Annotated in this window: 14 protein-coding genes; 1 reads left to right on the forward strand and 13 read right to left on the reverse strand. The window is 44.9% G+C overall.

The window, feature by feature from the left end; all coding sequences use genetic code 11:
* Positions 1-27 precede the first annotated feature (27 nt).
* The gene (rnr, locus tag ACN0VI_RS12205) at positions 28-2,457 is read right to left on the reverse strand and encodes a ribonuclease R (RefSeq protein WP_417447000.1); all 2,430 of its coding nucleotides are present in this window, start codon (positions 2,455-2,457) and stop codon (positions 28-30) included.
* A 146-nt stretch (positions 2,458-2,603) separates the two neighbouring features.
* Positions 2,604-2,894: a hypothetical protein gene (locus tag ACN0VI_RS12210; RefSeq protein WP_331892655.1), complete on the reverse strand. Its 291-nt coding sequence runs from the start codon at positions 2,892-2,894 to the stop codon at positions 2,604-2,606.
* A gap of 153 nt (positions 2,895-3,047) precedes the next feature.
* On the opposite strand from ACN0VI_RS12210, the gene hldE reads away from it, so the two are divergent.
* Positions 3,048-4,466, forward strand: a complete 1,419-nt coding sequence (gene hldE / locus ACN0VI_RS12215; RefSeq protein WP_417447001.1) for a bifunctional D-glycero-beta-D-manno-heptose-7-phosphate kinase/D-glycero-beta-D-manno-heptose 1-phosphate adenylyltransferase HldE — start codon at positions 3,048-3,050, stop codon at positions 4,464-4,466.
* 61 nt (positions 4,467-4,527) lie between these two features.
* Here hldE and ACN0VI_RS12220 read toward each other — a convergent pair whose 3' ends face one another.
* The 11 genes from ACN0VI_RS12220 to ACN0VI_RS12270 form a co-directional block, all read right to left on the reverse strand.
* Positions 4,528-4,701, reverse strand: coding sequence for a 2TM domain-containing protein (locus ACN0VI_RS12220; RefSeq protein ID WP_331892658.1), 174 nt, complete (start codon positions 4,699-4,701; stop codon positions 4,528-4,530).
* Between the two features lie 19 nt (positions 4,702-4,720).
* Entirely contained in the window at positions 4,721-5,482 is a 762-nt protein-coding gene (locus tag ACN0VI_RS12225) for a class I SAM-dependent methyltransferase (RefSeq protein WP_417447002.1), read from the reverse strand.
* 275 nt (positions 5,483-5,757) lie between these two features.
* Entirely contained in the window at positions 5,758-6,354 is a 597-nt protein-coding gene (locus tag ACN0VI_RS12230; RefSeq protein ID WP_331892662.1) for a Yip1 family protein, read from the reverse strand.
* 48 nt (positions 6,355-6,402) lie between these two features.
* Entirely contained in the window at positions 6,403-7,116 is a 714-nt protein-coding gene (gene fnr, locus ACN0VI_RS12235) for a fumarate/nitrate reduction transcriptional regulator Fnr (protein ID WP_331892664.1), read from the reverse strand.
* Between the two features lie 72 nt (positions 7,117-7,188).
* Complete coding sequence (gene hemN / locus ACN0VI_RS12240) at positions 7,189-8,565, reverse strand: oxygen-independent coproporphyrinogen III oxidase (protein ID WP_331892666.1); 1,377 nt, start codon at positions 8,563-8,565, stop codon at positions 7,189-7,191.
* 130 nt (positions 8,566-8,695) lie between these two features.
* Entirely contained in the window at positions 8,696-10,030 is a 1,335-nt protein-coding gene (gene argH / locus ACN0VI_RS12245; RefSeq protein WP_417447003.1) for an argininosuccinate lyase, read from the reverse strand.
* Entirely contained in the window at positions 10,023-10,961 is a 939-nt protein-coding gene (argC, locus tag ACN0VI_RS12250; RefSeq protein ID WP_417447004.1) for an N-acetyl-gamma-glutamyl-phosphate reductase, read from the reverse strand. The genes argH and argC overlap by 8 nt, the downstream gene beginning before the upstream one ends.
* Positions 10,958-12,295, reverse strand: coding sequence for an acetylglutamate kinase (locus tag ACN0VI_RS12255; protein ID WP_417447005.1), 1,338 nt, complete (start codon positions 12,293-12,295; stop codon positions 10,958-10,960). The genes argC and ACN0VI_RS12255 overlap by 4 nt, the downstream gene beginning before the upstream one ends.
* Positions 12,288-13,391: an acetylornithine deacetylase gene (locus ACN0VI_RS12260; protein ID WP_417447006.1), complete on the reverse strand. Its 1,104-nt coding sequence runs from the start codon at positions 13,389-13,391 to the stop codon at positions 12,288-12,290. The genes ACN0VI_RS12255 and ACN0VI_RS12260 overlap by 8 nt, the downstream gene beginning before the upstream one ends.
* Positions 13,388-14,608 (reverse strand): argininosuccinate synthase, encoded by a 1,221-nt coding sequence (locus ACN0VI_RS12265; protein WP_417447007.1) that lies wholly within the window; start codon positions 14,606-14,608, stop codon positions 13,388-13,390. The genes ACN0VI_RS12260 and ACN0VI_RS12265 overlap by 4 nt, the downstream gene beginning before the upstream one ends.
* A gap of 23 nt (positions 14,609-14,631) precedes the next feature.
* Positions 14,632-15,645 (reverse strand): N-acetylornithine carbamoyltransferase, encoded by a 1,014-nt coding sequence (locus ACN0VI_RS12270; RefSeq protein ID WP_417447053.1) that lies wholly within the window; start codon positions 15,643-15,645, stop codon positions 14,632-14,634.
* Between the last annotated feature and the right edge of the window lie 83 nt (positions 15,646-15,728).

Raw genomic sequence — 15,728 nt, forward strand, 5'->3', positions numbered from 1 at the left:
TAACTCTTTTTAAATGGGTTTAAATTGCTATTTACTTTTTTTCTTGCCATTCTTACCGCGCTTTGGCTTGGCATTTTTCGCGCCCTTCTTGGCGCTTCCTGAAGCTGGTTTACTGCCTTTGTCCGTTCCTTTGCGGTAATCACGGCGCTTTTTACCGTCTTTACCTTTTTTGCCATCACCTTTACTATCACCGCTCAGAGACCCTGATTTTTTAGCCTTAGCATAAAGCTTCTTACGTTCACTACCTTTTGGTTCTTCACGCTTAACATGCTCACGATCAAGTAGTGCAAAATCAATATTGCGCTGCTCCATATCAACATTAGCAACTTTAATTTTGACACGGTCGCCAACACGATACGACTGTCGTTTGTGCTCGCCGATCAAACGCATTTTCAAGGCATCAAAGTGATAGTAATCATCGCCCAGTTCGCTGATATGGATAAGTCCTTCCACAAACAATTCGTCTAGCGCAACAAAAATACCAAAACTGGTGACACTGGAAATGGTGCCCCAATATTCTTCGCCAACCCGAGTTAGCATGTATTCGCACTTCAACCAATCTACAACATCGCGCGTAGCCAAATCGGCACGACGCTCGGTCATCGAACTGTGTTCAGAATAAGCGACCAACTCTTTTTCTTCGTAATTAACACCACCCTCTGTACCAGCTACCCCAACTTCGTTGGCAAGAATCGCTTTGATGATTCGGTGCACTAATAAGTCTGGATAACGACGAATAGGCGAAGTGAAGTGAGTATAAGAGTCGAAGGCTAAGCCAAAGTGTCCCTGGTTATCCGGGCTGTAAACCGCCTGCATCATCGAACGTAGCATCATGGTCTGGATTAATTCCTGATCCGGACGCTGTGATATCGCATCATGCAATTCGCGATAGTGCTTAGGTTCTGGATTCGAGCCACCAAACAGGAAAATGCCCAGCTCACCAAGGAAAGCTCTGAATTTTTCCAGACGCTCTTCTGACGGGCCCTCGTGGACACGATAGACGCCAGGCTTTTCATACTTTTCAATAAACTCAGCCGCCGCTACGTTGGCGCAGATCATGCACTCTTCAATGATTTTATGCGCGTCATTGCGTACTCGACCGACGATTTTTTCGATCTTTTTGTTCTCATCGAAAACAATTTGCGTCTCAGTGGTTTCAAACTCGATGGCACCGCGACCTTCTTTCAATTTCAGACGAGCTTTAAAGAGCTCATGCAGTTCTTTCAGATCGCCAACTAATGGTGCATATTCTTTTTGTAATGCTTCATCACCACTTAATATCCCCCACACTTTCTCATAAGTGAAACGTGCGTGTGAGTGCATGACTGCCGGATAGAACTTTGTCGCTGTCACTTGACCCGTTGCCGATAAAGACATTTCAGCAACCATACACAAACGATCAACATTCGGTTTTAATGAGCAAAGACCATTCGATAACAACTCTGGCAACATCGGCACCACAAACTCTGGGAAATAAACCGAGTTTCCGCGCTCAATCGCCTCATCATCTAACGCAGAGCCAGGACGTACATAATGACTAACATCAGCAATGGCGACCCATAAGGTCCAGCCACCTTTGGCTTTTCGACGGCAATAGACAGCATCATCGAAATCGCGAGCATCTTCGCCATCAATAGTCACTAGCGGTAGTTTGCGTAAATCGACGCGCCCCTGCCAATCTTTTTCGGTAACATCGACCGGCAACTCTCCCACTTCGGACAATACATCATCAGGCCACTCGTGCGGGATCTGATGATTACGAATGGCAATTTCGATTTCCATACCCGCCGACAAATAATCACCCAATACTTCGGTGATGATTCCGCGTGCATGCTGATTGCGTTTAGGGCGCTGAACAATTTGCGCCACAACTACCTGGCCAACTTCAGCTTTCAAGCTGTCTTCTGGCGAAATCATTAAATCATGTAAAATTCTGGGATCTTCGGAGGTTACAAACCGCAGACCGTTTTCTTCGTGCAAACGCCCTACAATATGGCTGGTTGAGCCGTCGAGGATTTCAACGATGGCACCTTCAGTACGACCACGACGGTCGATATTTCTAACTCGCGCCAGTACCTTATCACCATGAAATACAGAGTGCATTTCGCGTGGCGACAAGTACCAATCGTCACCGCCTTTTTCAAGCGCTAAATAGCCATAGCCGTCTCTATGCGCTAATACTTTACCGCGCACCAAATCGGTGGCATCTACGAGACAAAAGCGCCCCTTTCGGTTACAGAGTAACTGCCCATCTCGCTCCATGGCGTTAAGGCGTTTCTGTAGTGCTTCAATCTGTTCAGGTTCCTTCATCTCCAACCGCTTGGCTAACTGGTCCAGCGAAACAGGTTCGCCCGCTTCCTCTAACTGGCGCAGGATAAACTGCCGACTTGCGATTGGGTTGTTGTAGCGTTGAGATTCTAGCTCAGCTTGTGGATCCTGATTCTTTCTTTTTGACATATAGTATTCCTAGTTACAGAGCCATCAAATAATAGCCCTAGGCCATTGTAACGGTTATCCGAAGCAAGGCCAATGCGTCCAGACCAATATCTCCAGATAGCAAAAAGGCGACCAGAAGTCGCCTTTGATGCCTTTATTCTTATATATTAGCCTTTCTTTGACTCTGCTATGTAATATCTGGCTTTAGTCGCATTTTTAACGCATGCATCATACGACTCAAAGGTTTGATTGGTTTTAGCAGCGGTCAATAAACTGGCTGCCTTAGTGTAATTCACACTTCCCGCAAAACCTTCACTTTCAGCAAAGCTGAGTTCTTCGTAGGCCACATCTATAGCGTGACGGCAGGTAGCCGCACTTTCTTTTTTAGGTGCTCCAGCACAAGCAGCCAGTAAGACACATACAAACGATAGAATGGTTATCTTTAAAGCTTTTATCATCGTTATTCTCCAGTTATACGGACACCTCTACACTATAGCCCCAATGCCGGATACTGCTAGTACTTTCTTCACAATTTGCTGATTAGCTCTTACATGCCTGTCCACAAATGGGTATTATTACCGCTACATTAAGAAAAGACCGTGGTTCGTCCCTTGAAAGTAACTCTACCTGACTTTTCAAAAGCAAAGATTTTAGTAGTTGGTGATATCATGCTGGATCGCTATTGGCATGGTGGCACTTCACGTATTTCGCCTGAAGCGCCGGTACCCGTAGTCAATGTTCTAGAAACAGAGGATAGAGCTGGCGGAGCGGGCAATGTCGCGCTGAATATTTCAGCTTTAGGTAGCCTGGTTACCTTGTGCGGTATCACGGGTCAGGACGAAGCAGCGGACAGCTTATCCAAGCTGCTCAATAGCCATAATATTCAATCGGCCTTTGATCAAAGAGCCCATCAAAACACTATCACCAAACTACGAATTATCAGCCGTCATCAGCAACTGATCCGCCTCGACTTTGAGAAAGATTTTTCACTGCAATCCGGTGTTGATTTAGATTTGGTGACTCAGCTTATTGCTGAACATGATCTGGTGGTTTTGTCCGATTACGGCAAAGGCACTTTGCAAGATCCACAGTCCATTATTCAAGCCGCAAAAAAAGCCGGCAAACCAGTGATTGTTGATCCGAAAGGTTCCGACTTTTCAAAATACCAGAACGCCACCGTAATCACTCCGAATCAATCCGAGTTTGATATCATAGCCGGCGTTAGTGCCAACGAAGATGACTTCTTTAGCAAAGGCAACGCGCAAAGAGAAGCCCTCCAGCTCGACGCATTATTAGTGACCCGTAGCGAAAAAGGCATGGCGCTGTTTGAACAAAACCACGAGCCCTTCCTGCAACCGACCCAAGCACGCGAAGTATTCGATGTCACAGGTGCGGGCGATACCGTAGTCGCAGCTTTAGCCACCGGCTTAGCCAGCGGACTTGATCTCAAAACTGCAACCCAGATAGCCAACATGGCCGCCGGCATCGTCGTTGCCAAACTCGGCACCGCAACCGCCACTCGCCAGGAACTTCTCAACGTCATGCTACAACACCAACCACTATCGCAAGGTGTCGTCAGTGAAAACGAATTGCTGGAACTGATTCAAAATTCCAAAGCCACCGGCGAAACCATCGTCATGACCAACGGCTGCTTCGACATCCTGCATGCAGGCCATGTCAGCTACCTTAAACAGGCCGCAGCTCTTGGCGACCGATTAATTGTCGCAGTCAATGGCGACGACTCAGTACGCAGACTGAAAGGCGAAGGCAGACCCGTCAATCCAGTAGGACAAAGAATGGAAGTGTTAGCAGGCCTCGCCAGCGTCGACTGGGTCGTAGAATTTACAGAAGACACTCCCGCACGATTAATCGGCGAATGCTTACCCGATATTTTAGTAAAGGGCGGCGATTACAAACCTGAACAAATAGCTGGCGGCGACGCCGTCATGAAAAATGGTGGACAGGTCATCATTCTTGATTTTGTGGATGGAGTTTCAACGACGAAGATAATAGAAAAGGCGCGTGGGTAATTAGAAACGCATCAAATATTTCAAAGTTTTTGACCCAGTTTTTTTCAAGTTTCCGCTTATCTCATTTAGGGCCAAATATATTGACGGACTCAAATACATTTAAACCATGAATTAATACCCCAATAGCCCATCCGATAAGCGGCAATATAATCCAAAAGTTTTCTGGGTTGATTATCAAGCCCGCTACCACCGGAATACCACCAATAACTGCAAAGATAATCAAGGGACAACTCATAAGTTGCCCCTACAAACGCTTAGCTTTCTGGTTTACGGCACACGGTTAACTTTATTGGCCACTTTACTTTTTTCATGTGATTGGTATCGCACCAGGAGAAGACCAGTTTTTGTGATAGTTGGCTGATGGGGTTTTTCTGTTCTCGTTGGATATAGTTCTGGGTGGCTGACCAGCTGTTGAGATAACCGATGACCTGATCGAAGGTCCAGGTTTTTTCGACCATGAAGTCTGGGGTTGGGATCGTTTTAAAAGGGAACTGATAATCGGCATAGTTATTTTCCAGCGCTTTTCGCTGCATTGGCCAATAGTCAGCTAACACTTGGTCATATAGGTGGCGAATGACGGCGTCGACTTCGAGGTTTATTTCCAGTAGTTGGTAGTTCCACACGGCTAAGATTCCGCCGGGTCTTAATATCCTTTTTGCTTCTGAAAAAAACTTATCAATATCAAACCAGTGCAGTGCTTGCGCCACTGTTATTATGTCCATGCTTTCATCAGGAAATTTGCACTGTTCTGCGCTGCCTACAAAATATTTAATATTCTTTCGCTGATGTGCAATACCTAACTGTCGAGTACTGATATCGGACGCGTAAACTTTGGTGAAATGTTGTGCTAAACCTATTGCTGCCTGTCCATTTCCAGTTGCTACATCCCACACATTCTCATGGTGGTCACTTAGCATGGCGAGATAATGAAATAGTTGTTCCGGGTAATCCGGTCGATAGCGCCGATAATTTTCAGCTTGTGAAGAGAAATTAAATCCTTTATATACAGTATCCATCGTATGCCCCACTCCTGTTCCTCTGGAATTATCGTCCTGCTTGATTCAGTTGCAGAGTCGACAAAGCCTAGAATAACGCGGAATGTGATGAATTTCAAAAAGTATTGCTGTGGGGTGTTTCAGGGGTGTGCTTTACCCTTAATCCACTCATTAAAGATTCAAAAGAGCAGATTCTGAATTACCTAAAAGTACTTCCTTTGGTCGCTATTTAGAATGACAACATTAAAGAGGTAATAGAAGTCTGATGAGGCTCAGTTCAGACCCTCATATGCAGATTAGCGTGTAAAGACAGGTCCCATACCATTCGCCCAGAACAGCACGCTGATAACCAGGGTGGCCACCACTAACACCAACGCAACAGTAAGTATTGAGTTAGTGAATAAGATACCGCGGTCTTTATCTATGTTCATCATTACCGGTGTTCCAGCGAAGAGAATTCGTAGCGCTAATGCGACCGCGACCAGGGTCAGCAGTGTGTTCATCCACAATAATGGATAGGCGCTGAAAACGCTGATTAGGAATAATGGCATACAGGAGTATGCGATCAGGGCGAAACTATCATCAATGCTGGCATTTGAATCATAGGTCTGCGCCATCCAATGAACCAGACGCGCAAAGATGTAAAGACCTACTAAAATGGCTATATAGGCTGCAATTGAAATAGTAAGGGCACTTTCCCAGGTTAGCTTAACCGGGTCTTCGTAACCAATTCGCCAACCGCTATAGACTGCCCCGATAAATGCAAACAATGGTGGCAATAATGCCATCCAGATCACCATCCGTAGATAGACCTGCTTTACGGTAAACTTTTCTTCCTTCAGTTGCTCCCAGGCTTTCGCTGGGTTGTACAACACATTAAAACGATTTTTCATTGCCCTGCCCCCTTAATTGTCCTTTCCGGTGAAGGTTACTGACCTGTATCAGTGATGACACTTACCTCCGGCGAGGACACTTAATTTACTTAAATCGGTTATGGTCACTTCTTTATCTTTTATGGCAATCAATTCATTCTGTTGCAGTTTTGTGAAGAGACGGCTAACTGTTTCGACTGCTAAACCCAAATAATTTGCAATATCACCACGCGTCATGACCAGATTGAAACAGGTGCGCGATAATCCACGTTTGCCGAAGCGGCTGGAAAGGTTAAGCAGGAAGGCTGCTAAGCGCTCATCAGCACTTTTCTTGTTCAGTAACAGCATCAATTCTTGATCGTCATGAATCTCTCGGCTCATGACGCGGACCAACTGTTGTCTTAATCCAGGAATTTCCCCGGAAAGCATTTCAAGCTTAGGATAAGGAATGGTGCAAACCATTGAGGTTTCCAATGCCTTGGCCATACTGGGGTGCTTACCGGAACTGATGGCATCCAAACCAATGATTTCACCCGCCAGGTGAAAACCTGTGATCTGCTCTTCACCACTTTCAGAAATGGTATAGGACTTGATGCAGCCCGAGCGGACTGCATAAATGGCATGGAATTCTTCACCGGCATGAAAAAGCATCTCATTCTTATTGAGAGGCTTTTTACGTTGAACAATGCTGTCCAAATGCTCGACTTCGGATTCGGCGAGCATCACCGGCAAACATAACTGGTTGATACTACAACTTTGACACTTAATTGATGGCAATGCCATAAGATTCACACACCTAAATATTTTGTTCAGTGTATTACATTTTGTCCATTTTTTAAATCAATTTAGGTGTAATTAGATCGCCTTAGAAAAACTCTGTATGAGGTTAATTTCTTTGAAATAGGCGTCAAAAACCATGCAAATGTTGCGAATCAGCAAACGGCCAGCATCATTAACCTGGATACTGTCCTCGTTTACATTGAGCAGGCCATCTTCTTCAAAGCGTCCCAGTGATTCCAGTTCTTCTGCAAAGTACTCTTTGAAGTTGATATTAAAGGCTTTTTCAATTTGGCTGAAGTCCAGTCTGAAGTGACAAATCAGTTGCATAATCACTTCTCGGCGCAGCAAGTCATCATCCGTCAGGTAACAACCGCGCCACACCGGCAACTCGCCAGCTTCAACTTTCTCGTAGTATTCATCCAGTCCGCGCATGCTTTGGCTGTAACTATTGCCAACCTGACCGATTGACGACACACCTAAACCTACCAAATCACATTCAGCATGAGTGGTGTAGCCTTGGAAATTTCGGTGCAGATCACCCTCTTCCTGAGCTTGAGTCAACTCGTCATGCGGCAATGCAAAATGGTCCATGCCGATATACACATAACCCGCTTCAGTCAGCTTTTTGATCGAAGACTCAAGGATGCGCAACTTCTCAGAAGCCGATGGCAAGTCATAAGAGTTAATTCGGCGCTGCGGCTTAAAGCGATGCGGCAAGTGAGCATAATTAAACACTGACAAACGGTCCGGCGCCATTGTAATGATTTTATCAATCGTTTCATTAAAACTATCGACGGTCTGATGTGGCAAACCATAAATCAAATCTATATTGATGGAGTTAAAGCCATGACGACGCGCCTGCAATAATAAATGGCGAGTATCTTCTTCTGGCTGAATGCGATTGACCGCTTTTTGAACCACAGGATTAAAATCCTGCACGCCCATACTTAAACGGTTAAAGCCCGCATGGGCTAAACTGGCCATGGTTTTGTTGTCCACGCTGCGCGGATCAATCTCGATAGAAAATTCGCCGTTCTCATCATCAAACTCAAATAGCTCTCTTAACTTAGAGACCAGGCCTTCTATCTGTTCATTGGCTAGAAATGTTGGCGTACCACCACCCCAATGTATCTGCGTCACTTTACGGCCTTTGACATAAGGCGCAATCATTTCAGCTTCTTTGACTAATGCTTTTAAATAGCGATCCGCTTTAGACTTATCTTTAGTAATGACTTTGTTACAGGCGCAGTAATAGCAGATGTTTTCGCAGAACGGAATATGTAAATACAGCGATAGAGGCTTACCGATATTGGACGTTTTCAGGGTCTTTTTAAAATCTTCAACACCAAAATCATCGCTGAATTGCAATGCTGTTGGGTAAGACGTGTAGCGAGGACCGGCAATGTTATATTTTTCAACAAGTTCGCGGTTCCAGATTGACGATTTAGGCATAGCCTGCACCAGTTTTTAAATTACGATGGGTACAGGATAGGTAATTTAGTTGTGAAGCGGATTGATCTAGATCAATCCGTAATCACTCTGCTTTAATTCAAGAAACTCAATCAGTTAAAAGATGCATTTTTTACACATTTTCTAATCGTTTGGCCAGTTCGGATAACTTTAAATTAGCACAGGCACCGGGTGAAACTCGATTATGCAATGCCTGTTGTGGACTCCTTTGTGCTAACTCTTGATAATTGTCTTTTAATTGCTGATAAGCTTGCCTGAATGGCACCCCTTCTTTAGCTAACTCAATAGCTTTCTCAGTCGCAAACATCGCCGGTTCAATCGCTTTTGCGCATTGCTCATGACAAATATCAAGGCCCAACAATAATTCGGGAACTAATTCTAAACAAAGCTGCGCATCCGTAACGCCATTGATTAATGGTGCCTTAGTATTTTGCAAATCACGCTGATACCCGCTGGGTAAAGACAGTAATGACTCAATCTCATTATAAGCACCCACCAACTTAGCATACTGAGCACGCATCAGCTCCACCGTGTCAGGATTACGTTTATTCGGCATAATCGATGATCCGGTGCTGAATAGATCCGGTAACCGCACCAGATTGAACTCCTCGCTGGTAAACAAACTCAGATCCCATGCCAGACGCCGCACATCCAGCATCGCCTGCTTAAAAGCAGTCAACACTTGCAGCTCAAACTTGCCACGACTGTTTTGCACATACATAGGATTAATCTGCATCCGCGAAAAGCCCAGTGCCGCAGTGGTAAATTCGCGATCAAGCGCCAGGTTAACGCCATAACCTGCGGCGGTGCCTAGTGGATTAGAGTCAATCCAGTCCAGCGTCTGCTGCGCAAGTAATGCATTGTCGCAGAATGACTCAGCAAAGCTGGCAAACCATAAGCCCCAGCTTGACACTACTGCCCTTTGAATATGAGTATAGCCGGGCATAACGCTATCAGCATGTTGTTCGGCTTGAGTTAAACACACCTGAGAAATTTGGACACAAGTTTGCTTTAATTCCAGCAATGACTGTTTGCAATACAACCGGGTTGCAACTGCAACCTGATCGTTACGACTCCTGCCGGTATGAATTTTTTTGCCAAGGTCACCTAGCTGCTCTGTTAAATAATATTCGATTGCAGAATGACCATCTTCAAATGTCTGATCCAGAACAAACTGACCCTTTGCAAACTGAGAAAGTAAGTCACCCAGACTTGCTGAGATTTGGTCAAGCTCAACTGGAGATAAGATATCAATACGTTGCAAAGCCTGGGCATGTACTTTGCTCGCCTGTATATCAAACTCAAACAAATGCTGATCCAGAATCACATCCTGACCGGACATGAATTGTTCGACCCTCTGTTGCAGTTCATTCTTTTGTGTACCTTTATTTTCCGTAGCTTTATTTTCCTTACCACTGGTTGCCCACAATTGTTTTGGCTTAATCATAATGAATTGCCTCTAAAGAATTAATATTGAATGCCTGATTAGCATTTTGTAGCGCTTGCACCGCGGCGCCTTTTAATAAGTTGTCTAGGACGCAACAGACCACCAAATGCTTACCACTGTGATCCAATTTAAAGCCACCTACGATGGCGCCAGCCTGGCCTTGAATATCCTTGACCAAAGGAATTGTCTCGCAAACGTCAATTAATGGATGCTGTTGATAACACCCTTGATACTGTTCAATGACAGCTTTAATAGTCATAGCTTGCTGCAAACTGATATGAGTGGTCATAGAAATGCCGCGAAAAAAGCTGGCAACATGCGGAGTGAACTTCACATCAATCGCCAGATGACGACTTACTTCTTTTTCATGCACGTGCTCTGACAATTGATAGGGAATCAAATTATCTTGTAACAGCTGAGCATTGTTTTTGTCGCTTGGTGTTGTTCCTGCGCCGCTATATCCTGACACGCCAAAGCAATGTGCAGAGCCATCCAGCAAAGAAGCAAGCGGTGCCAAAGAAAGCTGCATAGCGGTGGCGTAACAACCAGGGTTACTGATCCGGTTTACACCATTGGTCTGATTCAACTCAGGTACACTGTAATGCCAGTTATCATCGAAACGATAATCAGCACTGAGATCGACGACCACAGACTCGCTGGATAAACGATCAATTTGCTCCACATAATCTTTCGCCAGTCCATTCGGCAACGCGAGAAAAATCAAATCATACTTCCCTTCCGCCACCTTAGCAGGCGTACAGTCCTGGTAGACCAATGGCCGCTTGCTGTAGCCCTCAACAGGCACCCCCTGTTTACTGCGCGAGACTGCTAACTGCAGATCAAAAACTGGATGCTGGCTCAGAAGTCTAATCAATTCTTCACCCACGTAACCTCTGGCTCCAATCAGAGCCACGCTGTATTGCTGGATCATGATTGCTCTCCTGGTATCTCTCCTGAATTGACAACAGTACGTGCTCTACCAGTTGCCTGCTGTATGCACGACTGAATCAATGACAAGTCATCTATCCCTCGCCAGAATACGTTCCATTCCTTGCCACGAATAAAGCCATCAGCCACGGAATAATAAAATTTATTAATAGGGTTATATGTCGACGCACGCCAAAACAATTGAGGATTATCATGCAACATGGTATTCCACACAGCAGTTCCCAGCCCTTCGCCTTTGGCACCATCCTCTACCACAAACTTATCTAAATAGGGCACTGTGTAATCGTGCGTAACAATGGTGGCCGCGCGATAACACTCGGTGACATAAGCGGTATGCAGCCGTGTTTGTTCAAAGTAGTCATCGGATAAACTATGACCAAATGACGATTCGATTAATTGCGCCAACTTGTCTCTTGAGATCTGTTGCCAGTCAGTGAATGTAAGAATTTTTTCACCCTTATTAACTAAAGTTCCAGAGCCTCGGTCGGTAAACAATTCTTTGGCGACTAAGCCGGGCTTGGTAATCGAAACCGAGGTTGCACTCGATACGCTATTGAGTAACTCATGAATCTGTTGCAACTTTAATTTCATGCCAGAATGCAACCAGTCTTGCTGCATCATGTGCTCATAATCATTTTGTAAACTAATAACCGGGATCAGCTTATCATTCGCATCGAGTATGCCGCCGGTTCCGGTTAAAAAGACCACCTTGTAGGGTTCTATGGTTTTTGCCAAAGCTAATGTAGCGATATCTGCATTGACGTTAACGATCTGGCCCTGTTCCGTTTCGCCTAGAGGACTGACTACAGGAATGGCACCGTTTCTTACACTCTCGATTAAATCTTCATCATGTACCGATTTAATGGTACCCACCAGGCCAAGGTCTTTAGCGTCCAGTTCACACTCAAAAATACCAGAATAAAATGATACAGCGTCAACACCCGCGCTTTTCAATGCACTGACCAGATTGTGATTTTCAGAAATAAAAACCTTGCGCGCGACTTTAAGCACTTCTGGATTCGTTACTCGCTTTCCATCAATAAATTGTGGGCTGATATTTGCCTGCTGCAACTGTTCATCCAGCTGAGGACCAGCGCCATGCACGACAATAGGCGTCAAGCCAACCTGTTGCAGGAACGACAGCGAAGACACCAGATTATCAATGTCTTGTTTAAGAATACCTCCGCCCACTTTGATAATGGCAAACTTCATCCCTTCGTTACTGGAGAATCGTTTTAAATATTTCCTGATCTCACTTTCGCTGCCGATATTATTGAGCAACCGAATAATGGTCTCTTTGACTTTATGATTAGTCATTGCCAAGAATCCTCCAGTAATTTGAAACCACTGTTTCCAGATCCCTAAGCGCAACCCATTCATTGGCAGTGTGAGCTTTATCAATATTGCCAGGCCCATAGACAATGGCCGGATAGCCTGCGGCAGAAAACAATGCGGCTTCTGTCCAGAAGTTCACAGGCTCACTGAGCTCTAAACCAAGCTTGTTTGCCAGAAGTGCATTGCTAGATGGTTCTTGGTTTGAATGCTTATTTGAAAGCTTCAAAGGGAATGACGGGGCAATGAACTTTGCAGTAACCGTGACGGGATGATTCACCTTGATTGCGCGAACCATCTCTTGTAGCTTTTGCTCTGGATCGTCTCCCGGTAATGGTCTGATACCCATTTGCAAAGTCACATTCGGCGCAATAATGTTCGGTTTGATACCGCCTTCTATCTTGCCTAGATTAAGACAAGTACCCTTTAGATTCTGATAGTGATTGCCAAGCTGTTGAGTCGCCCATTCAATCGCCTGCGTCATCCACGCCGTTGCCTGATGGATGGCATTTTCAGAAAGTGCTCTAGGTTCAGAGCTATGGCCGCTTTCCGCAGTGAAAGACACTTCGGCTGTAGCTACACCACGATGCGCAGTAACAGCTTTGCACTGTGTTGGCTCTGCCACTATCACGCCTTGGTAGTTATGCTTTTGCTGTAAAAATGATTTAACGCAGAGACTATTGCCATACTCTTCATCCGATGAAAACAGAACAGCATAATCATTCAACCCTTGCTCAACACAAGCCAGAAAGCAGGCGGCTGCACCTTTGATGTCGCAACTTCCTAGACCACAAGCTTGGTCATCTTTAACCACTAAGGTAAAGGGATCGCTTTTCCAGCCTTGTGCAACCGGAACGGTGTCGATATGAAAATTGAATAAATATTTGGGCTGCCCTTTTACCGCATAGACATTAATTGATCCATTGCCATAATCTAGAATCTCAACTTGGGCATCGCTTAAGTGCTCAGTCAAATAATCAATGATGCCAGACTCATGAATTTTGCGTGGTGGATTGCTGGTGTCAAAAGCCACTAAAGCTTTAAGATGCTTGATGGTATTTTCTAAAAGTATCGAGGTCATGCAGCACCTTCCCGTTCTTGCTGCTCTTGCTTCACTTTGGCCCAGATTGCAGTGCTGTTACCATACAATTGAATAAAGCCAACTGCCTCCTGTATTCCCCAACTTGCACTTTGTGCATAGCAGGCATCCTTAGTGCTCAAAATAGTTGGAGCATTGACAGCAACCACTTGAAGTTGTCCGGGATAAACCAATAACTCTACCGAGCCATTAACGTGCGATTGAGTTGAAGCAAGAAACTGGTGTAAGTCATTGCTCAGCGGATCAAAATAAAAACCCTTGTACACCAACTCTGTCCATTTTTCAGCGACTTGCGGTTTGAATTGATTTTGCCATTGCGTCAGCACCACCTCTTCAATGGCTTGATGTGCTTTCAGCAAACCAAACAGTGCTGGTGCTTCAAACACAATACGACCTTTTAAGCCAATCACAGTATCACCGGTATAGATGCCGCGCCCTACGCCATACTGGCCTAGCGTCTTGTTGAGCAATTGCATGATCTCTACTCCCGCCATCTTTTGACCATTGACGGCAACCACTTCACCTTTGATAAACTCCAAGATTAATTTCTGAGACTGCTGTGGAAAATTCTGGTAGTGATTGGTTAACACATAGGTATCATCTTGCGGCTCCTGCCACTGATCGATTTCACAACCGGAAACAGTCACGCCCAACAAATTTTCATTGATGCTGTATTTTTTATGTTCGGTTGAGGTTTCAAACCCCTTGTCTTGCAAATATTTAATTTCATAATTTCTCACATCTTTGACTTGCTGTTGAATATCCCGTATTGGAGACAGAATGGTGTAATCACCCAGTGCCTTGATCGAAATATCAAAACGTACCTGATCGTTACCCATGCCGGTGCAACCGTGGGCGACTATGTTGGTGCCCAACTGCTGACACAGCTTGATCGATTCTTTGGCAATCAGATAACGGTCCGCACACAACAAGGGATACTGGCCCTGATATTTTGAATTGCCCCATACCAGTGGCGTGATAATTTCTTCCCATAGCATCTGCTGCGCATCAACTTGCCAATGCTGCTTGGCGCCTAACTGCAATGCCCGACTTTCAATCTGCTGACACTTATCATCATTAACCCCGCCAGTATTTACAAACAGGGTGTGCACCTCATAACCTTTATCGATTAAATAAGGCACACAAAAACTGGTATCCAAACCGCCTGAAAATGCTAGAACAACTTTGTTTTGACTCATGACTATTACCTATGGCTATTCATTCAAGAGGAATGATGGTTAACTAAATAATTCATTAAAGACTTTTGTACGTGTAGACGGTTTTCTGCTTCCTGAATCGCAACGCAGTAATCGGCATCCATGACAGCATCGGTTGCTTTAACATTTCGTCTTAAGGGCAAACAGTGACTGAATAATCCTTGATTGGTCATTGCCATTTTCTGTTCATCAACAATGAAGTGTTTGTATTGATCGCGGATCCGTTTTTCTTTTTCCCATTGACCAAAGTAAGGCAAAGCTCCCCAGCTTTTTGCATAGACAATCTCTGCATCGGAATAGGCTTCTTCGATATTGTGGGTGACAGTTAGATTCTGGTTATTTTGCTGGCAGTTGTTATGTGCCGACTGCATATAGCGTTCATCTAAAACGTACTCTTTCGTCGGGCACAGCAGGGTGACATCCATACCAAATTTACTGGCGATCATCAGTGCTGAATTGGCCACCGCTGTATTGAGAGGCTTCGGATGATAGGTCCAGGTCAGCACATATTTTTTTCCCTGCAAATCACCGAGCTTTTCCTGCAGGGTCATAATGTGCGCTAATTCCTGACAGGGATGGGTGATGGTTTCCATATTAATCACAGGCACGGTGGCGTACTGAGCAAAGCTTTTAAGCAGGGTATCCAGCTTGTCTTGCTGCCAGTCAATAAACTTTGGAAAGGCCCTGATCGCAATCAGATCACAATAAGAAGACAGAACTTGTGCCACCTCTTTAACATGCTCTTCAGCTTCGCCATCCATGACCGTTCCCAGTTCAAACTCAATCGGCCAGGCGTCTTTCCCGGGTTGTAACACCACCGCATGACCGCCGAGCTGCTCTATGCCAATTTCAAAACTGGTGCGGGTACGCAATGAAGGATTAAAAAACAACAGCGCTATGCTTTTGTTTTTTAACAAAGGTTTAATGGGAGATTGTTTCAGATCTTTTGCAAAGTCCAGAATCTGTTGCAGATCCGGTTTTGACCAACTCTCTGTTGTTAGAAAGTGCTGCATAGTAATTACCTTTAATTATTTTCGCTCAGAGCCAGCGGCAGGTTTTTATGCAGGCATAAAAAAACCCAGCCGTTGGCTGGGTTTCAAAA

The organism is Kangiella sp. (assembly GCF_048265365.1).
GTDB lineage: Bacteria > Pseudomonadota > Gammaproteobacteria > Enterobacterales > Kangiellaceae > Kangiella.